Source organism: Microbacterium oxydans (genome assembly GCF_006540085.1).
GTDB lineage: Bacteria > Actinomycetota > Actinomycetes > Actinomycetales > Microbacteriaceae > Microbacterium > Microbacterium oxydans.
This window is the reverse complement of record NZ_BJOG01000002.1, coordinates 64,723-84,363: the sequence shown is the minus strand read 5'-3', so window position 1 is coordinate 84,363 and position 19,641 is coordinate 64,723. Positions and strand designations below refer to the sequence as shown.

Annotated in this window: 22 protein-coding genes and 2 tRNA genes; 9 read left to right on the top strand and 15 right to left on the bottom strand. The window is 67.6% G+C overall.

Translation table 11 applies throughout. The features are described from left to right. Positions 1 to 68: 68 nt before the first annotated feature. The 5 genes from pstS (at position 69) to MOX01_RS06180 (ending at position 5,234) form a co-directional block, all read left to right on the top strand. Positions 69 to 1,175 carry a phosphate ABC transporter substrate-binding protein PstS gene (gene pstS / locus MOX01_RS06200; protein ID WP_058633070.1) on the top strand — a complete coding sequence of 369 codons (1,107 nt, stop codon included), beginning with the start codon at positions 69 to 71 and terminating at the stop codon, positions 1,173 to 1,175. Between the two features lie 92 nt (positions 1,176 to 1,267). Then, positions 1,268 to 2,218, top strand: coding sequence for a phosphate ABC transporter permease subunit PstC (gene pstC, locus MOX01_RS06195; RefSeq protein ID WP_021199103.1), 951 nt, complete (start codon positions 1,268 to 1,270; stop codon positions 2,216 to 2,218). 1 nt (position 2,219) lies between these two features. Then, on the top strand, positions 2,220 to 3,323 hold the full coding sequence (gene pstA / locus MOX01_RS06190) for a phosphate ABC transporter permease PstA (RefSeq protein WP_058633071.1): 1,104 nt from the start codon (positions 2,220 to 2,222) through the stop codon (positions 3,321 to 3,323). A gap of 28 nt (positions 3,324 to 3,351) precedes the next feature. After that, positions 3,352 to 4,131, top strand: a complete 780-nt coding sequence (gene pstB, locus MOX01_RS06185; RefSeq protein WP_017828973.1) for a phosphate ABC transporter ATP-binding protein PstB — start codon at positions 3,352 to 3,354, stop codon at positions 4,129 to 4,131. A 251-nt stretch (positions 4,132 to 4,382) separates the two neighbouring features. Beyond that, the gene (locus MOX01_RS06180) at positions 4,383 to 5,234 is read left to right on the top strand and encodes a type IV toxin-antitoxin system AbiEi family antitoxin domain-containing protein (protein WP_230977815.1); all 852 of its coding nucleotides are present in this window, start codon (positions 4,383 to 4,385) and stop codon (positions 5,232 to 5,234) included. Between the two features lie 191 nt (positions 5,235 to 5,425). On the opposite strand, the gene MOX01_RS06175 is transcribed toward MOX01_RS06180, so the two are convergent. The 4 genes from MOX01_RS06175 to sigK form a co-directional block, all read right to left on the bottom strand. After that, positions 5,426 to 6,310, bottom strand: coding sequence for an aminodeoxychorismate lyase (locus tag MOX01_RS06175; protein WP_113680764.1), 885 nt, complete (start codon positions 6,308 to 6,310; stop codon positions 5,426 to 5,428). Positions 6,311 to 6,515: 205 nt separating this feature from the next. Further along, positions 6,516 to 7,145 carry a hypothetical protein gene (locus MOX01_RS06170; protein ID WP_046746474.1) on the bottom strand — a complete coding sequence of 210 codons (630 nt, stop codon included), beginning with the start codon at positions 7,143 to 7,145 and terminating at the stop codon, positions 6,516 to 6,518. A gap of 29 nt (positions 7,146 to 7,174) precedes the next feature. Beyond that, entirely contained in the window at positions 7,175 to 7,963 is a 789-nt protein-coding gene (locus tag MOX01_RS06165) for an anti-sigma factor (RefSeq protein WP_046746473.1), read from the bottom strand. Further along, entirely contained in the window at positions 7,960 to 8,547 is a 588-nt protein-coding gene (gene sigK, locus MOX01_RS06160; protein WP_045262427.1) for an ECF RNA polymerase sigma factor SigK, read from the bottom strand. Before sigK ends, MOX01_RS06165 begins: the two co-directional genes overlap by 4 nt. A gap of 174 nt (positions 8,548 to 8,721) precedes the next feature. On the opposite strand from sigK, the gene MOX01_RS06155 reads away from it, so the two are divergent. The 3 genes from MOX01_RS06155 (at position 8,722) to MOX01_RS06145 (ending at position 10,276) form a co-directional block, all read left to right on the top strand. Further along, positions 8,722 to 9,381 (top strand): fasciclin domain-containing protein, encoded by a 660-nt coding sequence (locus tag MOX01_RS06155; protein ID WP_046746471.1) that lies wholly within the window; start codon positions 8,722 to 8,724, stop codon positions 9,379 to 9,381. Between the two features lie 136 nt (positions 9,382 to 9,517). Further along, positions 9,518 to 9,590: transfer RNA gene (locus tag MOX01_RS06150), tRNA-Lys, on the top strand. Between the two features lie 140 nt (positions 9,591 to 9,730). Continuing rightward, positions 9,731 to 10,276: a type 1 glutamine amidotransferase domain-containing protein gene (locus MOX01_RS06145; RefSeq protein ID WP_046746470.1), complete on the top strand. Its 546-nt coding sequence runs from the start codon at positions 9,731 to 9,733 to the stop codon at positions 10,274 to 10,276. 8 nt (positions 10,277 to 10,284) lie between these two features. Here the strand turns inward: MOX01_RS06145 and MOX01_RS06140 are convergent, their stop codons facing one another. After that, positions 10,285 to 10,800: a CGNR zinc finger domain-containing protein gene (locus tag MOX01_RS06140; RefSeq protein ID WP_058632077.1), complete on the bottom strand. Its 516-nt coding sequence runs from the start codon at positions 10,798 to 10,800 to the stop codon at positions 10,285 to 10,287. Between the two features lie 25 nt (positions 10,801 to 10,825). Here MOX01_RS06140 and MOX01_RS06135 point away from each other — a divergent pair, with 25 nt between their 5' ends. After that, positions 10,826 to 11,041, top strand: a complete 216-nt coding sequence (locus MOX01_RS06135) for a hypothetical protein (protein WP_046746468.1) — start codon at positions 10,826 to 10,828, stop codon at positions 11,039 to 11,041. Here the strand turns inward: MOX01_RS06135 and MOX01_RS06130 are convergent. The 10 genes from MOX01_RS06130 to MOX01_RS06085 form a co-directional block, all read right to left on the bottom strand. Continuing rightward, entirely contained in the window at positions 11,031 to 11,564 is a 534-nt protein-coding gene (locus MOX01_RS06130; protein WP_141368909.1) for a DUF1697 domain-containing protein, read from the bottom strand. The two genes, MOX01_RS06135 and MOX01_RS06130, sit on opposite strands and share 11 nt — an antisense overlap. Continuing rightward, entirely contained in the window at positions 11,561 to 12,142 is a 582-nt protein-coding gene (locus tag MOX01_RS06125) for an isochorismatase family protein (RefSeq protein WP_141368907.1), read from the bottom strand. Before MOX01_RS06125 ends, MOX01_RS06130 begins: the two co-directional genes overlap by 4 nt. A gap of 67 nt (positions 12,143 to 12,209) precedes the next feature. Continuing rightward, a tRNA-Thr gene (locus MOX01_RS06120) sits at positions 12,210 to 12,282 on the bottom strand. Between the two features lie 69 nt (positions 12,283 to 12,351). Further along, entirely contained in the window at positions 12,352 to 13,905 is a 1,554-nt protein-coding gene (locus tag MOX01_RS06115) for an alpha/beta hydrolase (RefSeq protein WP_141368905.1), read from the bottom strand. After that, entirely contained in the window at positions 13,902 to 15,059 is a 1,158-nt protein-coding gene (locus MOX01_RS06110; RefSeq protein WP_046746466.1) for a DNA polymerase III subunit delta', read from the bottom strand. Before MOX01_RS06110 ends, MOX01_RS06115 begins: the two co-directional genes overlap by 4 nt. A gap of 59 nt (positions 15,060 to 15,118) precedes the next feature. Further along, positions 15,119 to 15,748, bottom strand: a complete 630-nt coding sequence (gene tmk, locus MOX01_RS06105; RefSeq protein WP_058632082.1) for a dTMP kinase — start codon at positions 15,746 to 15,748, stop codon at positions 15,119 to 15,121. Next, a complete protein-coding gene (gene topA, locus MOX01_RS06100) occupies positions 15,745 to 18,606 on the bottom strand; it encodes a type I DNA topoisomerase (protein WP_058632083.1) in 2,862 nt (953 codons plus the stop codon). The genes tmk and topA overlap by 4 nt, the downstream gene beginning before the upstream one ends. A gap of 80 nt (positions 18,607 to 18,686) precedes the next feature. Further along, positions 18,687 to 19,013 (bottom strand): hypothetical protein, encoded by a 327-nt coding sequence (locus MOX01_RS06095; RefSeq protein ID WP_058632084.1) that lies wholly within the window; start codon positions 19,011 to 19,013, stop codon positions 18,687 to 18,689. Then, positions 19,013 to 19,387 carry a TadE family type IV pilus minor pilin gene (locus MOX01_RS06090; protein WP_170224158.1) on the bottom strand — a complete coding sequence of 125 codons (375 nt, stop codon included), beginning with the start codon at positions 19,385 to 19,387 and terminating at the stop codon, positions 19,013 to 19,015. Before MOX01_RS06090 ends, MOX01_RS06095 begins: the two co-directional genes overlap by 1 nt. A gap of 20 nt (positions 19,388 to 19,407) precedes the next feature. Continuing rightward, positions 19,408 to 19,605, bottom strand: coding sequence for a DUF4244 domain-containing protein (locus tag MOX01_RS06085; RefSeq protein WP_046746461.1), 198 nt, complete (start codon positions 19,603 to 19,605; stop codon positions 19,408 to 19,410). Between the last annotated feature and the right edge of the window lie 36 nt (positions 19,606 to 19,641).

Here is a 19,641-nt window from a genome sequence, read left to right as displayed (position 1 = left end):
ACCGTCGCCCATAGCGTCACTGTGTGCCCTGCACCGGGCCCCACCCATTCCAGATCGAAGGATCCACAGTGAAGATCTCCCGAATCGCACGAATCGGCGCCATTGGCGCCGTCGCCGCTCTCGCACTCGCCGGCTGTGCCGCGAACGAAGCAGGCACCGGTTCCACCGACGCTCCCACCTCCGACAGCGCAGCGGTCAGCGGCTCGCTCGTCGGCGCCGGCGCCTCCTCGCAGCAGGTCGCCATCCAGGCCTGGACCGCGGAGTTCCAGAAGACCAACCCCGACGCCCAGGTCGAGTACGACCCGCAGGGCTCCGGTGGTGGACGCGAGTCCTTCCAGCAGGGCGCGGTCAACTTCGCCGGTTCCGACCGTGCATTCAAGACCGACGAGATCTCGGCCGGCGGCTTCGGCGCCTGCGTCGACGGCTCCGACCTCGTCGAGATCCCGGCCTACGTGTCGCCGATCGCCATCGTCTTCTCCCTCGACGGGGTCGACGAGCTGAACCTCGACCCGACGACCATCGCGTCGATCTTCGCCGGCAAGATCACCAACTGGAACGACCCGGCGATCGCCAAGGACAACCCCGACGCGAAGCTCCCCGACCTCGCGATCACCCCCGTGCACCGCTCCGACAAGTCGGGCACCACGGGCAACTTCACCGACTACCTCGCGCAGACCGCGGGTGACGTGTGGACCGCAGGCAGCGTCGAGGAGTGGCCGGCCGACCTCGCCGGCGAGTCCGCGGAGAAGACCTCGGGCGTCGCCAACGCCGTCAAGGGCGGTCAGGGCCTCATCGGCTACATCGACTCCTCGCAGGCGGCGGACTTCTCGTCGGTCAACGTCAAGGTCGGCGACGAGTTCGTGCCGCACTCGGCCGAGGGCGCCGCAGCGACGCTCGACGCCTCGAAGATCGAGGAAGGCCGCACCGACGGCGACCTCGCCTTCGCGATCGACCGCACCACCACTGCCGAAGGCGCCTACCCGGTTCTCCTCGTCAGCTACCTCATCGGCTGCGCCGAGTACGAGGACGAGAACGTCGCCGCACTGACCAAGGCGTTCTTCACGACCGCGATCAGCGCCGAAGGCCAGGAAGCCGCCGCGACCAACGCCGGCAGCGCCCCGATCTCGGACGACCTGCGCACGCAGGCACAGGCTGCGATCGACCTCATCAAGTGAGCTGGTGACGGTCTCCGGGATGCCCCGCGGCATCCCGGAGACCGTCTGCTCGCGTCAGACACCCGATCTCCACTGAGCAGGAAGCAGCTCCCATGACAGCCACGACCTCGCCGGCGTCGACGCGCATCGTCGCGAAGAAACGCGCCGGTGACCTCTGGTTCTCCGGAACGGCGGTCGCCGCCGGATCCATGATCATGATCACGCTGGCCGCGGTCGCGATCTTCCTCATCGTTCAGTCGATCCCCGCCTTCACCGCGACGGCCGAAGACGCCTCGCTCCTCAAGACCAACTTCTGGGACTACGTCGGCCCGCTCCTGTTCGGGACCGTGTGGGCGGCTTTCCTCGCCCTTCTGCTGGCAGTCCCCCTCTCGCTCGGGGTCGCGCTCTTCATCACGCACTACGCCCCGCGCCGCCTCGCCCAAGGGCTCGGCTACGTGGTCGATCTGCTGGCCGCCGTCCCCTCGGTCGTGTTCGGCCTCTGGGGAATCCTGGTCCTCGCGCCGGCGGTTCAGCCCATCTACGTCTGGTTGAACACGAACGCCTCCTGGATCCCCTTCTTCGACGGTGTGGTCTCGCCCACGGGCCGCACGATCCTCACCGCCGCCATGGTGCTCGCGGTCATGGTCGTCCCGATCATCACGGCCATCTGCCGCGAGATCTTCCTGCAGACCCCTCGCCTCCACGAGGAGGCAGCCCTCGCCCTGGGAGCCACCCGCTGGGAGATGGTGCGGATGGCTGTCCTCCCCTTCGGCCGCTCCGGAATCGTGTCCGCCTCGATGCTCGGCCTCGGCCGCGCGCTCGGTGAGACCATGGCCGTCGCGATGGTGCTCTCGGTGAGCAAGGCGGTCACGTTCGAACTGCTCACCTCCACCAACCCCTCCACGATCGCCGCCAACATCGCGCTGACGTTCCCGGAGGCCTACCAGGTCAACATCAACATCCTCATCGCGACCGGTCTGATCCTGTTCGTCGTGACGTTCGCGGTGAACGCTCTCGCACGCTGGTTCGTGAACCGCCGCAAGGAATTCTCGGGAGCGAACTGACATGACCGTTACCGCCCCCGAGTCCGCTCGCACGGCCAGCGCGGCCCCCTCTCAGCTCTCGCTCAGCTCGGGACACCTCCCCCGCTGGGCGCCCTGGGCCCTGCTCGCCGTCTCGCTCCTGATCGGATTCACGCCGTTCGCCCTCGAGGCCGTCGCCAGCGGATCCGACCTCAACATCGCCGGCTCCGTCGTGCTCGGCGCTGTGATCTACCTCGTGCTCATCTACGTGATGTCGCGCATCGTCGAGGGTTCCAGGAAGGCGCTCGACCGTCTGATCACCGGCATCGTCACCTCGGCGTTCGCGATCGCGATGGTCCCGCTGGTCTCGGTGGCGATCACCGTGGTCGCCAACGGCGTCGCCCGCTTCGACGGACTCTTCTTCTCCTCGTCGATGCGTGGTGTGCTCGGCGAGGGAGGCGGCGCCCTGCACGCGGTGATCGGCACGCTGCTCGTCACGCTGGCTGCTGCGATCATCTCGATCCCCATCGGCCTGATGACGGCCGTCTATCTGGTCGAGTACGGCAAGGGCGGACGGATGGCACGCACCATCACGTTCCTCGTCGACGTCATGACGGGTATCCCCTCGATCGTCGCTGGTCTCTTCGCCTACGCGGTGTTCGCGCTGATCTTCGGGCCCGGTGTGCGTATGGGTATCGCGGGCTCGGTCGCCCTGGCCGTGCTCATGATCCCGGTCGTCGTGCGCTCCACCGAGGAGATGCTGCGGCTGGTGCCGAACGAGCTGCGCGAGGCGTCTTACGCGCTCGGCGTGCCGAAGTGGCTCACGATCGTCAAGGTGGTCCTGCCGACGTCGATCGCCGGCATCACGACGGGTGTGATGCTCGCCATCTCCCGCGTGATCGGCGAGACCGCGCCGCTGCTGCTCACGGCCGGATTCACCGACGCCATGAACTACAACCTGTTCAGCGGTCGCATGCAGACCCTCCCGGTGTTCACGTATTCGCAGTACGCGTACCAGGGCATTCCCGCTGAGGCATACGTGGAACGAGCATGGGCCGCCGCCCTGACGCTCATCATCATCGTCATGCTGCTCAACCTGATCGCGCGGCTGGTCGCGAAGATCTTCGCCCCCAAGACCGGCCGCTGAGCCTCGACCCGAAAAGCAAGGAACTGCAGTGTCCAAGAGCATCGAAGTCAACGACCTGAACGTCTACTACGGCGACTTCCTCGCCGTGGAGGGCGTCTCCCTCGACATCCAGCCGCGCAGCGTGACCGCGTTCATCGGCCCCTCCGGCTGCGGCAAGTCCACCTTCCTGCGCACGCTCAACCGCATGCACGAGGTCATCCCCGGTGCCCGCGTCGAGGGAGAGGTGCTGCTCGACGGCAAGGACCTCTACGGCCCCGGCATCGACCCGGTGCTGGTGCGTCGACAGGTCGGCATGGTCTTCCAGCGCCCCAACCCGTTCCCCACGATGTCCATCAAGGAGAACGTCCTCGCCGGCGTGAAGCTCAACAACAGCCGCATGTCGAAGAGCGATCAGGATGCGCTCGTCGAGAAGTCGCTCACGGGTGCGAACCTGTGGAACGAGGTCAAGGACCGCCTCGACAAGCCCGGCTCCGGCCTGTCCGGCGGTCAGCAGCAGCGTCTGTGCATCGCGCGCGCGATCGCCGTGTCGCCGCAGGTGCTGTTGATGGACGAGCCCTGCTCCGCGCTCGACCCCATCTCGACCTACGCCATCGAGGAGCTGATCGGCGAGCTCAAGAACGAGTTCACCATCGTGATCGTGACGCACAACATGCAGCAGGCGTCCCGAGTCTCCGACAAGACGGCGTTCTTCAACATCGCCGGTACCGGCAAGCCCGGCAAGCTCATCGAGTACGACGACACCACGAGCATCTTCACCACTCCGTCCGTGCAGGCCACCGAGGACTACGTCTCCGGCCGCTTCGGTTGAGCCCACTGCTCTCCCCTACTGCTGATTCCCCTCCCCTGCCTCCCCTGCTGCTGTTCCTCCAAAACCCAGACCACTCGAGTGGCTGCCGGCGTGTCAGCCGTTGACACGCCGTCGCACCGTCGGATGGTCTGGGTTTCGGCTTACCCGGGTCGAGGTGCACTGTGCCTGCACCGGCGCGGAATGCAGGGAGTTGTCCATAGCTCGTGCGGTTTCGGCCTCGACCGATGGCGTGCTCAGGGCAGTATCGGGCGATGTCCTTCGTGCGCGCCGCTTCTGTGCTGGGCGCGCTCGGGCGGATGGCACGGACATCGGAGCTTCGCCGGAGGGGTGTGAGCCGCGATGAGCTCTCGCGCGCGGTGCACTCCGGTGAAGTACTGCGACCGCGTCAGGGTGTCTATGCGCTGCCCGACACTGCGGAGGCTTGGATCCATGCCGCGTCTCACGGAGGAACGGTCGGATGTGCCCAAGCGGCAGCGGCGCACGGGCTCTGGGTGCTCGAGCTTCCTTCCACGAATCACATCTGGATGGGAGCTGCAGGGACTCCACGATCGCAGTGCGACGCCTGCGTGCTGCACTGGGATGAAGGCCACGTTCGCGTCGGAGAAGCCGCTCCCGTGCCGAATGCGCTCCTTCAGATCGCGGCGTGCTGCGGCGAGGACACGTTCTTCACCGCGCTCGAATCGGCTTTGCGACAATCACTGCTCTCCCCCGCTGGGCTGATCTGGCTTCGACGCCATCTTCCGACGTCGATGCGCTGGCTCGTCGCCTTCGCTCGTGCGGATGCGGACAGCGGACTCGAATCGCTCATCCGGCTTCGGCTGCACCGGATCGGGATATCGGTCAGGACCCAGGTTCACGTCTCCGGTGTCGGGGAGGTCGACCTCGTCATCGGCGACTTCCTGATCGTCGAGGCCGACGGCCGGGAGAACCATGCCAGGGAGAAGGAGCGGAGCAAGGACCTACGGCGTGACGCCGCGGCTGCCGCTGCCGGGTATACGACTCTGCGCTTCACCTATGAGCTGATCGTCGACGAGTGGCATCTCGTCGAGGCCGCGATCCGCGGCGCCCTCGCACGCGGAGCCCACCTCGCGCCGGCGGTCTGACTCCACCACCCCGTCCCCAGCCATCCCCGTCCTCCCAGCCACCCCGTCCTCCTGCCAAAACGGAGACCAGTTGCGAAGGTGATGGCGCGTCGCGCCCAGACACGCCGTGCAGCGGACGGGTGGTCTCCGTTCTGGCGTCGCCGTGCGGGCACGGTGGGGCGGCATGGTGAGCGCGCGGTAGGTCGGAGAGGTCAGGTGCGGGGAGAGAGGAGGTAGCGGTTCAGGGCGGCCGTGAGGGTGCGGTCGACCGGGAGAGGCGTGCCGTCGACGGAGGTGATGGCCGTCGCGAGGCGCACGCTCGACACGAGCCACGCAGCATCAGCCCGCGTGAGGTCGGTCGCGGGGATGCGGTCGTAGCCGGTCTCGAAGCCCTGAGCGGCGAGATGCTCATAGACGCTGAGCTGTGTCGTCCCGTGCAGGATGCCACCGGTCGGGGCCGGTGTCAGGAAGCGGTCTCCGAATCGGAGGATCAGCGAGGCGGTCGGGGCCTCGAGCACGAAGCCGTCGCTCGAGAGGAAGATCGCATCGTCCGCTCCCCGTCGATGCGCCTCACGAAGAGCGGCCATGTTCACGGCGTACGACAGCGTCTTCGCTCCCAGCAGCAGCCACGGAGCCCGCTCTGCGGCGTCCAGGTCGTACCCGCGGTCGAGAGTGACCACCCGCACCCCGTTCTCCCTCACGGCGGTGAAGTCGGCCGCCGGCGCAGCGGTGACCCACGCGGTCGGAGTGGGTCCGTGCTCGACTCCTCGGCTGAGGATGAGCTTGATGACGGACTCGCCCGCGCCGAGCTGTGACGCTGCATGATCGATCGCCTGTCGCCACTGCGCGAGATTCGGCACCGGGAGGTCGCACAGCCGAGCGGAGTGCGCGAGACGCTCCAGGTGCGGAACCACCTCCTGGGCATGTCCATCGATCACGCCGATGGATTCGAAAACACCGTCACCGCGCTGCGTGCTCAGCTCCCCGACGCTGAGCGCGGGCGCAGCGGCGTCCACCTGCGTGAACGTGTCCGCGAAGTCGGAGCGCTGCACGTCGGCAGCCACGGGATCGATCATGAGTGCGAAGCGCCCGGTCATGATCCGAGCCTAGAGGGCGGGAATACCCATCGCCTCATCGCGTTACAATTGAATGGCCGGGCCGCATAACCCCGGGCTCCAATTTTTGCCGCTGCGAGCGGCCTTCCGCCGAGAGGCGTTCTTGCGGCCCGGTCTTTTCATATCCGGCCGGTCTTTTCGTATCCGGGTTCCTCACGCCCTGAGCATCCTGCGCGCTGAGATCGGCTCAGGCGAGGGCGTCCGTGCGCCACAGCACGGCAGCGGCCGCCAGATCCTGGCCGTAGCTGCTGAGGCGAAGGGCCCGGGTGGTCAACTCACTGGCCCGAGCCGGCTCTGTCGGCTCGTAGTCGTCCGCGGTGTGAGTCGCACCTGACGCCTGCACCCGGCAGAACGCCGCGGCGCGGTCGAGCGCGACGGCGAAGTCACCGCGGAACGCCCCGCGCAGGATCGTGTCGATCAGCACGACCAACTCGTCGGGGCTCGCCGGCACAGGCGCCCCGGCGATCACCGCATCCGCAGACGGCAGCTCAACGCGCCCACGGTCGTACAGGAGAGCCGCCGTGTGCGGGTCGCCATGGATCGCGAGCTGCAGGACGTAGAGACGCCACAGCGCGCCGGGCAGCGTGCGCGACGGCGCCTTCGACCAGAGCTCGGCGATCTCGTCGATGCCGTGCTCGGCAGTGAATGCCACCAGGCGTTCCGCACTCGCACCGCTCTCGTCCGCACGGACGCGCGTCAAGAGGGCGGACGCCGTGGCGTGCGCGATACGAGTCTCCTCGGCGGGATCGTGCGCGCCGACGATGTTGTCGAAAGCACTCGTCGGACGACGAACGGGGCGATGGTGCTGCTCGGGCATCCCTTTAGGGTACGCGCGATCGGAGCAGCTCAGGCCGTGGGGATGACGATCACGGGGTCGGTCGTGGGCTGGCCGGTGGGTGATCCGCCTGCCTGCTCGACCGTGACGGCGATCGCGTCGCCCGCCTGCATGTCGCCGGCGAGCAGTGCCGTGGCATCACCGCCGTCGACATCGAAGACACCGGCGGACACCGGCGCATCGCCGCGCACGAACCACAGCTCGTACGTCTTGCCGTCGCCGGCGCTCGGAAGACCATCCGCCACGAGGACGGCCTTGCCCGCAGAGCCGGACCAGTGCGCGGTCGCGGTTCCGCCACCGTCGAGTTCCACCGTCGCCTGCTGAGCGTCTCCTGAGGCCTCGATCTCCTGCAGAGCGACAACGCTCGCCGGCGGGTTCAGCTGCTGGTTGAGAGCGATCGCTCCGACTCCGACTCCGACCAGCAGAGCGAGGCACGCTGCCAGGGCGAAGATGGTCCGCGTCCAACGGCGCGGCTTCTCGCGTTCGGGCTGACCCTCAGGCGCGGACCCGTTCGATGGCTCGAGCCGAGGCGCATCATCCGAGACCTCGCGATCGGTTCGATCCTCCCCGTCTTGAGGGATGGTGGCGATCTGGGCGAGCAGGGCGGAACGGATGTGCGCGGGGGGCGTGACGGGCTCCACGGAGTCTGAGAGGAGCGCAGCCGTCGCGATATCCGCATCCACCGTTTCCTCCCCCTCGAGGTGCTCTGCGAGGGCGGCTCGATAGCGACGTTCGTCGTCAGCGGAGAGCGCATGCAGGGCGGCACCTGCCGCGAGCTCCTCGAAGTCCTTCTCGTTCATGCCGTCACCCCCATCGCCGTGCGCAGACGGCTGAGCCCGTCTCGCATCCGTGTCTTGATTGTCCCCAGCGGCGCCCCGACGAGGGCCGCGATCTCGTTCTGACTGTAACCGCCGTAGTAAGCGAGGACGAGTGCTTCCCGCTGCGCTTCCGGAAGCCCCGAAAGCGCCTCGACGACCTTCCCTCCCTCGATCCCCAATTCGACCTGCTCCGCCACACTGTCGTGCGCGATGCCGATGTCCTTGAATCCTGCCCGTACATCCCGGTCGGCACTCGACTGCGATGCTCGCACTCGATCGACGGCCCGGCGATGAGCGATCGTCATGATCCACGCTCGTCCTTGACCTCTGTTCGGAGCGAAGCGCGAAGCGGATTGCCAGATCTCCAGAAAAACCTCTTGCAGCACCTCTTCGCTCTGAGAGCGGTTGACCAGCACGCGGAGGATGAGACCGAACACGCGAGAGGAGAGGGTGTCGTAGAGAGTCGCGAAGGCAGCCTGATCACCGGACGCGACGCGGACGAGGAGGTCGGCGACAGCATCCTGCGTCGCTCCTTCGTCGGGAACGTCGAAACCATCGATGACCATCTCTCACAGCATGCCGCATCAGAGGCTCTATCGCGCGCAGGCGTCACCTGAATGTGACGGATCGGAGCACCGATCAGAAACTTTTCTCAGATTCGTCCCATCCGATCCGGATGGGGCTCCGAACAGCACTCGACGCCACGGAGAGGCCGTGGCTCAGTTCTGAAGGAGCTCGACATGTTCAGCACCAAGAAGAAGGTCACCGCGGCAATCACCCTCGGCCTGGCGAGCGCGTTCCTGCTCTCCGCCTGTTCCATGGGCAGCGGCAGCACCTCGGACTCGTCGTCCGAGCCGAAGGCACCGGAGACGTCGGAGTCGACGCCGATGGAGATGGACCCGGCCGCCAACCTGGTCGGCCCCGGTTGCGCGGCATACGCCGACGCTGTGCCGGACGGCGCGGGCTCGGTCGCCGGTATGGCTGAGGACCCGGTGGCGGTTGCCGCCTCCAACAACCCGCTGCTGACCACGCTGGTCGCTGCGGTCAGCGGAAAGCTCAACCCCGACGTCGACCTGGTCGACACCCTGAACGGCGGCGAGTTCACCGTTTTCGCTCCGGTGGATGACGCTTTCGCGAAGATCGACCCGGCCACCATCGAGGCTCTCAAGACCGACAGCGCGACGCTGAGCTCGATCCTGACGTACCACGTGGTCCCCGGCCAGATCGAGCCGGCCGACATCGACGGCACGCACACTACGGTGCAGGGTGCTGACCTCGAGGTCACGGGCAGCGGCGATGACCTGATGGTCAACGACGCCAAGGTGATCTGCGGTGGAGTCAAGACCGCGAACGCGACCGTGTACCTCATCGACACGGTTCTGATGCCCCCGGCTTCCTGAGCCTGGGACAGCCGGGTGGGAGGACACCCGGCACGCGCCCTTCTCGGGGCAGGGGGAGGAACCCGGGAAGGAAAGGGGCCGTCGGCGGTGCTGTGTCGCCGACGGCCCCTCGTCGTGCGCACTAGACTTGACGCAGGGGCCTCTAGCTCAGTTGGCAGAGCATCGGACTTTTAATCCGCGGGTCGTGGGTTCGAGCCCCACGGGGCCCACCGCACGTCGTTGTATCCGACCGACGACCTTCCTGTACCACCGGCTCTTCGCATCGGCCACCCCCTTTCTCCTCCGCCTGACCTGAGAGATGGTCGAGTCGTCCCCGAACGGCGGACGACACTCCAGGAAAGGATGAACGATGACCCTCAGCGGCAGCCGCGTGGCATTCCTCGCAACGGACGGATTCGAGGACAGCGAACTCACCAGTCCCTGGGAAGCGGTGACGGCAGAAGGCGCGAGCGCGACCATGATCGCCCCGGACGGCGCAGCCATCACCGGCAAGAACGGGCACGAGCAGGCCGTGGATCTGCACGCGTCGGAGACGACAGCTGATCAGTTCGATGCCCTGGTCTTGCCCGGAGGCGTCGTCAATGCGGATCACCTGCGCATGGACAAGGCCTCCATCGAACTGGCGCGGGCTTTCTTCGAGCAGCACAAGCCGGTCGGCGTGATCTGCCACGGCGCCTGGATCCTCATCGAGGCGGGCGTCGTCGATGGGCGGACACTCACCAGCTATCCGAGTCTGACCACCGACCTGCGCAACGCGGGCGCGACGTGGGTCGATGAGGAGGTCGTGGTCGACGAGGGGCTCGTCTCCAGTCGAACCCCCGACGACCTCCCGGCGTTCAACGCGAAGCTGGTCGAGGAGATCGGCGAAGGCAAGCACGCCGGGCAGACCGCCTGACGACAGGGCTAGGCCCGCGCCCGATGCCGACGCACCGCCGCACGGTTGGCGCAGCGCACGGAGCAGAAGCGTTGACGACCGTTGCGCGTCACATCCGCGACGACGTTGGTGCAGGGCGCGGCCTGGCAGCGGCTCAAGCGGTTCATGCCCCGGGTGACCAGGTGCAGCGAGGTGCCGAGGCTGATGATCGCCCTCAACACGAAGGGCAGCGACGGCACGTCGTCCCGATAGTGCAGGTGCCACCCCTCGCCGTCGTGGTTCGTCAACCGGGGGTAGGCGGCCGCGACGGCGAGTTGCGCGTTGAGGAGGGCTGCTCGCGCGTCGGGGTCGGGCTCATCGACGATGGCGAGCCATTCGTCGATGACGTCCCTGACCCGCTCGTAGTCGCCGGGAGCCGCCGGGAAGGTCATCGTCATCCCCTGCGCGAGTGTGCGCTCCTCGATCCCGGCGCGGTCGGCCGGCCAGTCGTTGGCGAGAGAAGCGGCGAGCAGTACCGCGTATTCACCGTAAGGGTTGAGATGCATAAGACCATTACATCACGCTGGATGCATGACCTCGCAGAGCACTCTTCCCATCCCGCGCATCCACCCGTCGACCGCCCCCCACGAACACGCCTGGACGGTGGAGTCCCGGCACCCGACGAGCGAGGGCATCGTGCTCTACGTGCGATGCACGAGCTGCCGCGTACACCGCGTCGACGTGCAGCCGCACCCTCACACGCCGCCGACGGCGCTGAGTGCGGAACTGCCGGGCGTCATGCCGTGAGCTCGATGAGCTTGCGCGTCGTCCTCAGATTTCGAGCCGTCCCCGCGACGCCCAGTGCACGGTCCAGCACCGCCTTCGTGAGCTTGGTGGAGTGCACGCCGCCCTCCCCGTAGTCGATCCACAGATCGTTCCCGATCAGCGCGATGCGCTCCGCCGGGAGCAGGCGGTGCTGCAACGCGTCGATCGCGCCTGCAGCGGGCGCCCCCTCCAGGAACATCGCGTGCACGAACTTCTGATCCCCCTCGGGGAACGGCTGCGCGGACTCGGACTCGAGCAGCTGCGCGTGCGTGCGGTGGATGACGGGCGTGTCGACCCCGAACTCGTCGTGGATGACCACCCGCACAGCTGCACACGCGACGGCGGGATCGTCCGGTGTCGCGCACACGATGTTGCCGCTCGCGATGTACGTGGAGACATCCGACAGGTCGGTTTCGGCCGCGAGCACTTCGCGGAGGCGCGCCATCGGCACGCTGTTACGGCCGCTGACGTTGACCGCCCGCAGCAGCAGGACGCTGCGCCTCACTCGCGGGCGCTCTCGACCAGCTCCGCCCCCGCATGGACGAGTTCGGCGAGGGCTGCCTCGCTGGGCTCCGCCGCGACGCCGGCGACGAGGTCGGTGAGGATACGGACCCGCACCCCGTGAGCGATCGCATCGAGGGCGCTCGCCCGCACGCAATGATCGGTCGCGAGGCCGACCACGTCGGCGCTCGACGCGCCTGCTTCCGCAAGTATCGCGCCGACCGTCTCCCCCGCCTCCGTCCGCCCCTCGAACATCGAGTAAGCCGGTATCCCCTGCCCCTTGCGGACATGGTGCATGACGGCATCGGTCACGAACAGAGGGTCGTACTCGGCACCCTCGGTCCCCGCGACACAGTGCACAGGCCAGGAGTCGACATAGTCGGGGTCCTCCGCGAAGTGCCCGCCGTTGTCGCCATCGGCATCGTGCCAATCCCTCGACGCGACGATCACGTCGTAGTCGGCCGCGTGGAGGGCAAGGAACTCGGTGACGGCAGCAGCCACCGCATCACCGCCCGCGACGGCAAGGGCGCCGTGCTCGGTGAAATCGTTCTGCACATCGACGATGAGAAGCGCTCTGCTCATGTTTCGAGAGTACGCGGTGAGGAACGGGAAAGGCCCCGTGATGTTCTTCGCATCACGGGGCCTTCAGAGCCGCTTGTCAGAATCGAACTGACGACCTTTTCATTACGAGTGAAATGCTCTGCCGACTGAGCTAAAGCGGCGTGCGACGCGTGAGCGGCGCGATCACCGATATTACCCTGTCTCGCGCTCACTCGCGAATCGAGGCCTCCTCATTCGCAGCGGAGCCCGTCTTCCGGTACGACATCGTCGAGCAGGAACGCCTCGACCGCGTCGTCCACGCAGGCGTTGCCCTTGTTGTATCCGGTGTGCCCCTCGCCGACACGCGTGATGAGAACACCTTCCTCGAGCTGGTTCGCGAGCGACTCCGACCACTCGTAGGGGGTCGCCGGGTCGTTCGTCGTGCCGATCACCAGGATGGGGCCGGCGCCTTCAGCCTTGATCTCACCTCGCGTGCCCGTGGGCGGGTAGGGCCAGACCGAGCAGGAGTCAGGCCCCGCCCAGTAGGGCGCGATCGTGGGCGCGCCTTCGGCGATCTTCGCGTTCGTCGCGGCTTCAGCCGCCGGGTCATCCTCGACCGGGTAGTCCATGCAGTTGTAGGCGCGGAAGGCCTCGGTGGAGTTGTCGGTGTAGGTGCCGTTCTCGCGTCCGTTGTAGAAGTCGGCGAGGAACAGAGCCGAGGTCGGGTCGCCCTGCAGTGCCTCATCGAGCGCCTGCGTGAGGTAGCCCCAGCTGTCCTGCGAGTAGAGCGCGGCGATGATGGCGGTCATCAGGGAGTCCGCACCCAACATGCGGCCGTCTCCGCTCTTCAAAGGGGTGCTGTCGACACTCGCCAGCAGCGCCCCCAGATCGGCCATGGCCTCATCCACGCTGCCGTTGAACGGGCACTCCCCTGAGTCGAGGCAGTCCTGCATGTAGGCGCGCAGCGCGGACTCGAACCCGAGCGCCTGCGTCGCGCCGACCTCGAGCCCGGGGACAGCGGGATCGATCGCGCCGTCGAGCACCAGGCGGCCGGCCTTCTCGGGGTACAGCTTCGCGTAGGTCGCACCGAGGAACGTGCCGTACGAGTAGCCGAGGTAGTTCAGCTGCTTGTCGCCCAGCAGCGCGCGGATCAGATCCATGTCCCTGGCGGCGTTGACCGTGGTGATGTACGGAAGGATCCCCCCGCTGTTGGCATCGCACGCATCGGCGAACTTCTTGTGCGAGTCGAGCAACTCGGCCTCCCACTCGGCCGTGCCTCGTGCTGCCGAGGGAATGCCGTACAGGTAGTCGTCCATCTGCGGTGCGTCGTAGCAGGTGACCGCGGTGGAATCTCCGACGCCGCGCGGGTCGAACCCGATCACGTCGAAGTTCTCGATGAGGTCGGCGCCGACCGCGAAGTCGAGGCTGTTCAGGATCAGGTCGACACCGCTGGCCCCCGGACCGCCCGGGTTCGTGAGCAACGAGCCGACGGGGGTGCCCTCGGCGCGGTGTCGGACGACCGAGAGGGTGATCTCACCCTTCCCCGGGTCTTCCCAATCGAGTGGAGCGGTGACATCGGTGCAGTCGAAGCCGACACCGCACTCCGTCCAGGTCAGTTCCTGCGAGTAGAAGGGCAGCAGGTCCTCGGCGACGCCCTCGGTGTCCGGCGCACTCGTCGTCGACGGCCGTGACGACTGCTCGGGAATCATCGCGTACAGACAGCCCGACAGGGCGACGGAAGCGGCGGCGAGCCCTGCGATGACCGCGGCGGCGCGGCGCAGGCGGGAAGTCGATCGATTGTTCACGGTTTCCTCCCGCTCGTGATCGTCACGAGCAAGCTCTCCAGGGCGAGCAGCGGGGCGACGTTGCGCTCCAGCGACTGCCGCGTCTCGGCAAGGTGGTCAAGTACGACAAGAGTACGGGTCTCGGGCCAGGCGGAAGCGAGGTCGGACAGCTCGGTGCGCAACTCGCTGTTGATGAGACCTTCGCTCTGCCCGAACTGCAGCATCACGACGTCGCGGTACAGCGACTGAAGGTCGGTGAGCACACGGTCGATCCCGTCGCGCAGGCTCCGCGTGGCCCGCTTCTTCTGATCGTCTTCGAGCGCCGAGAGCTGTGTCCGCAGCGCCGGCGGCACCGCCTGGCCCTCGGCGATGCCGATCGTGCGCAGCAGCGAAGCGCGCTCCTGAGCGTCGCGCTCGGCGGTGAGAGCCTTCGCGTCCTCCGTGGCCGCCTGGATGATCCGTCCGGCGACCTCGACCGCATCGCCCACTCCTCTGACGCCGAGTACCGAGCGGAGCGTCTCGTCTCGCCGGCGCCTGGCCGCATCGTCGGTGGCGAGCCGCTGGGCCATGCCGATGTGGCGCTGCGCATGCCGTGCCGCCTGCTCGGCGACGGCTTCATCCACCCCCGTGCGAAGGCTGATGAGCCTGGCCACGTCGGCGACATCGGGCTCCCGCAACCGCAGCGATCGCACGCGCGATCGGATCGTGGGCAGCAGATCGGCCTCGCTCGGCGCGCACAGGATCCACACCGTCTGCTCCGGAGGCTCTTCGAGCGCTTTCAGGAGCACGTTGGAGGTGCGCTCGACCATGCGGTCGGCGTCTTCGACGACGATGACCCGATAGCGGCCGGCGGAGGGGGCGAAGTAAGAGCGCTCGACGAGACCGCGAGCCTCGGCGATCGTGATGATGACCTTGTCGGTGCGCAAGGCGGTGACATCCGGATGGGTGCCTGCGAGCACCTGCCGCATGACGGTCTCGTCGTCCGGCCGATCCGCGATGAGTGCGGCTGCGAAGGCGTACGCCAGAGTCGAACGGCCGGAGCCGGGCGGTCCCGTGATCAGCCAGGCGTGCGAGAGCGCCGACGGATCGGCTGCCGCGGCACGGAGCGTGTCGACGGCAGCGTCCTGCCCCCACACATCCGCCCACGGGAAAGGGGCCGGAACGGTCTGGGGCATGCACTCAGCCTAATCGTGACCACCGACGTCGGAAGCACGGAGAGGTGCCACCGCGCTGGTCAGTCGAGAAGGGCGCCGATTCTCGCCCTGATCTGCTCCGCGATCGCATCCGGGGCCGCTGCGGCATCGACGACGAGGAACCTGTCCGGCTCGGCTCTCGCAAGGTCGAGGAAGGCGTCGCGGACGCGTCCGTGGAAGTCCGACTGCTCCGCCTCGAGCCGGTCGAACGGCTTGTCGGCGGAGTCCAGCCGAGCCCGCGCCTCGCTGGGGGCGAGGTCGAGCAGGATCGTCAGGTCGGGCAGCGCACCCTCGGCGGCCCAGAGCGAGAGGTCGCGGATCTCCGTCGCATCGAGCACCCGACCCGCGCCCTGATACGCCACGGACGAATCGAGGTAGCGATCCTGCAGCACGATGTCGCCCCGACCGAGCGCCGGGCGTACGACGGTGGCGACATGGTGCGCCCGGTCCGCGGCGTACAGCAGAGCCTCCGCGCGCGGTGCGATGTCGCCGCGATGGTGCAGGACGATGTCGCGGATGAGCTGACCGACCTCCGACCCGCCGGGCTCACGGGTGCGGACGACCGTGCGTCCGGCCCCTTCGAGCCAGTCCGCGAGCAGGTTCGACTGTGTGGTCTTGCCCGAGCCGTCGCCGCCCTCGAGAGTGATCCACACCCCGCGGCCTGAGGTCACGAGTCCGCCTTCTCCGCTGCCTTCGCCGCGGCGTTCGCGGCACGCGTCGCGGCGGCCTTCTTCGCCGCCGCGGAACGCGCAGCGGACGTGGCGGCCGTCGTCTTCTTCGCTGCAGGCTTCTTGGCCGGTGCCTTCTTCGCTGCGGGCTTCTTCGCGGGTGCCTTCTTCGCGGGTGCCTTCTTGGCGGGTGCCTTCTTGGCGGCACCGCGCTTGGGGGCGGGGCCCTTGGCGCGCTTGTCGGCGAGCATCTGCACTGCGATCTCGAAGGTGATGTCCTCGACCTTCTGCCCACGCGGAATCGTGACGTTCGTCTCGCCGTCGGTCACGTACGCACCGAAGCGGCCGTCACGGATCCGGATCGGCTTGCCGCTGACCGGGTCGGCCTCGAACTCGGCGAGCGCGCTGGAGGCCCTGCGTCCGGCGCCGTACTTCGGCTGGGAGTAGATCTCCAGCGCCTGCTCGAGCGTCACGTCGAAGATCTGCGACTCCGACTCGAGCGATCGCGAATCGGTGCCCTTCTTCAGGTACGGTCCGAACCGCCCGTTCTGCGCCGTGATCTCATCGCCGGATTCGGGGTCGACGCCCACGACGCGCGGGAGGCTCAGCAGCTGCAGCGCCGTCTCGAGGTCGATCTCGTCGACGGACATCGAACGGAACAGCGACGCGGTGCGCGGCTTGGGAGCCGCTTCCTTCTTCGCGCCCCGCTTCGGCTTCGGCTTGTCGACGACCTCGCCGGTCGCCTCATCGACAGCGGCATCCTCCGACACGGGATCGTTCTCCTGAACGTACGGCCCGAACCGGCCGTCCTTCACGACGATGATCTTGCCGTTCTCGGGATTCTCCCCGAGAACGCGGTCACCGGCGACGGGAGCGTCGATGAGCTCCTGCGCCTTCTCGGCGGTCAACTCGTCCGGCGCCAGGTCTTCCGGAACGTTGACGATGCGCGGCTTGGCCTCGGGATTCGCCGGGTCGGCCACCTCGAGGTACGGGCCGTACTTGCCGAAGCGCAGCGTGGCGGTGTCGGTGATGCGCGTGGAGTTCAGCGCGCGGGCATCGATCTCGCCGAGGTTGTCGACGACCTGGCGTAGCCCGACGTGGGCGTCAGAGCCGAAGTAGAACGACTTGAGCCACTCGACGCGGTTCTGCTCGCCACGGGCGATCGTGTCGAGGTCGTCTTCGAGCGCAGCCGTGAAGTCGTAGTCGACGAGGTCGGCGAAATGCTCTTCGAGCAGACGCACCACGCTGAACGCGAGCCAGGTCGGCACGAGCGCCTGCCCGCGCTTGACCGCGTATCCACGGTCGAGGATCGTCTCGGGGATCGAGGCGAACGTCGAAGGACGTCCGATGCCCTTCTCCTCGAGGACCTTCACGAGGGAGGCCTCGGTGTAGCGCGGCTTCGGCGTGGTGCGGTGACCCTTGGCCTCGGCATCCGACACGGCGAGCTGGTCGCCGACCGCGACGGCAGGCAACGACTGGTTCTCCGCGGCGTCGGCATCTCCGCGCTTCTCGTCGCGACCCTCCTCGTACGCCTCCAGGAAGCCCTTGAACGTGTAGACGGTTCCGGATGCCGTGAACTCGGCCTTCCTCTCCCCCGCGTCGACGGCGATGGTGACCGTCGTGGTCTCGTACTTGGCGTCGGACATCTGGCTGGCGACGGTGCGCTTCCAGATGAGGTCGTAGAGGCGCTGCTCATCGCGATCCAGCTCGGATGACAGGGAAGCCGGCGTGCGGAAGTTGTCGCCCGAGGGGCGGATGGCCTCGTGGGCCTCCTGGGCGTTCTTGCTCTTCGACTTGTAGACGCGCGGCTTCAGCGGCACCGCTGCATCTCCGTAGAGCGAGACCGCCTGGCTCCGTGCCGCCTGCACCGCCTGGGTGCTCAGCGACGTGGAGTCGGTACGCATATAGGTGATGTAGCCCTTCTCGTACAGACGCTGGGCTACACCCATGGCCTGCTTGGCTCCCATCGACAGCTTGCGGCCCGCCTCCTGCTGCATCGTGGAGGTCGTGAACGGCGCGTAGGGGCTGCGCGTTCCCGGCTTGGCCTCGACCTTGGTGACGTTCCCGGTGCCGACGGCGTCCACAGCTGCGGCGAGCGCGGTGGCCGCGGCCTCGTCGAGGATGACGACGGCCTTCTTGAGCTTGCCGTCGTCGTCGAAGTCCGAGCCGCGTGCCAGCTGGCCGCCGTCAACGCGGACGAGTCGGATCTTGAACGAGGTACCCGTCGCCGCGGCTGCCGCATCGACGTCCCAGTACTCGGCAGAGGTGAACGCCATGCGCTCGCGCTCGCGGTCGACGATGAGGCGCGTCGCGGCGGACTGCACACGACCCGCCGAGATGCCGGTCTTGACCTTGTACCAGAGCACGGGCGAGACATCCCACCCGTACAGGCGGTCGAGGATGCGGCGGGTCTCCTGCGCGTCGACGAGGTCGTGGTCGAGTTCGCGGGTGTTGCCGACGGCGGCCTGGATCGCGTCCTTGGTGATCTCGTGGAACACCATGCGCTTGACCGGGACCTTGGGCTTGAGGGTCTCCAGCAGGTGCCAGGCGATCGCCTCGCCTTCGCGGTCCTCATCAGTGGCGAGTAGGAGTTCGTCGGCGCTCTTCAGCGCACGCTTGAGCTCGGCGACCGTCTTGGTCTTCCGATCGGAGACGACGTAGTACGGGTCGAACCCGTTGTCGATGTCGATGGAGTACTTCCCGTACGCCTGCTTGTCCGCAGCCGGGATGTCCTTCTTGTCAGCGAGGTCGCGGATGTGGCCGACGGAGCTGAGCACCTCGTAGCCGTCGCCGAGGTATCCCTGAATAGACCGCATCTTCGTCGGGGACTCGACGATGACGAGCTTCTTACCTTCAGCCAAGGGTGCGTCCTTTCTTCGAAGCACACCATACACACCACTGTGTGGGGTCGTTCACAGTGAGCGAGGTCGCGCTGCCGTCGCTATCCCTCGGGTGGCCCGGCACGGGCTCGGGAGACGGCTGCGAGTCCAGCGTACGCCGCCTGCACCTCCACGGTCGCCACGAAGCCCTCGAGGACGCAGCCGGTGAGGGTCGCGCCGGCAGCGAGCGCGACCCTCTCGGCGAGTGCGCAGGGCTGCTCGGATGTGGTCACGGCACCGCTCGCCGCATCGGCAGCGGCGAGCGCCGCAGCATCGGCCGCACCCGCCGCTCGTTGCGCCGTCACGGCCGCACCTCCGACAGCGGCGAGACCCAGGGAGATGGTGGCCGCGACCGCGAGTATGCCAGCCGCCAGCGCCGAACCGGCCATCAGAGTCCTCCCTCGAGTGCGCAGCTCGAGGCCCGCAGCGGCATGCGGATCAGCGCGCCGACGGAGACATCGACGGAGGTGGTGACGCATACGAGGTCGCCCCGGGGCGAGGACGACATCTGCGCCCCTGGCACGGCAGCATGAACCACCCGCTCTGCCGCACCGTGTCCCTCGCCACGTCCGAGAAGACGAGCCGCGTCCGCGGAGGCGTCCTGCAGCGCGACCTGGCGAGACGCCGCTCCGAGCGCCCCTGCCCCGAGAAGGAGCGCGAGCACGACGGCGGGAAGCGCGAGTGCCAGCTCCGCTGCGGCGGATCCGCGCTCGTCCGCATGTCGCGGCGTCGGCGCCGCATCGCCACCGCCAAGCTCGGTCATCGCGCGTCTCCCTGCCCACATCACGACACCGTGAGCGCGCGCCGCACGAGGTCCGTGAGGATGCCGCGGACTTCATCGGAGCGCATGATGACGACGAGGAGCCCGGCGAAGGCGACCGCGGCCATCGTGGTGATCGCGTATTCGGCTGTGGCCGCCCCGGTGTCGTCGCCGAACAGCATGGCCGCGCGTCGGCGGTCGAGCGCAGGGATGTTCTTCATGGTGTTCCTTCTTTCTCTCTGGGCGATGCATAGGCA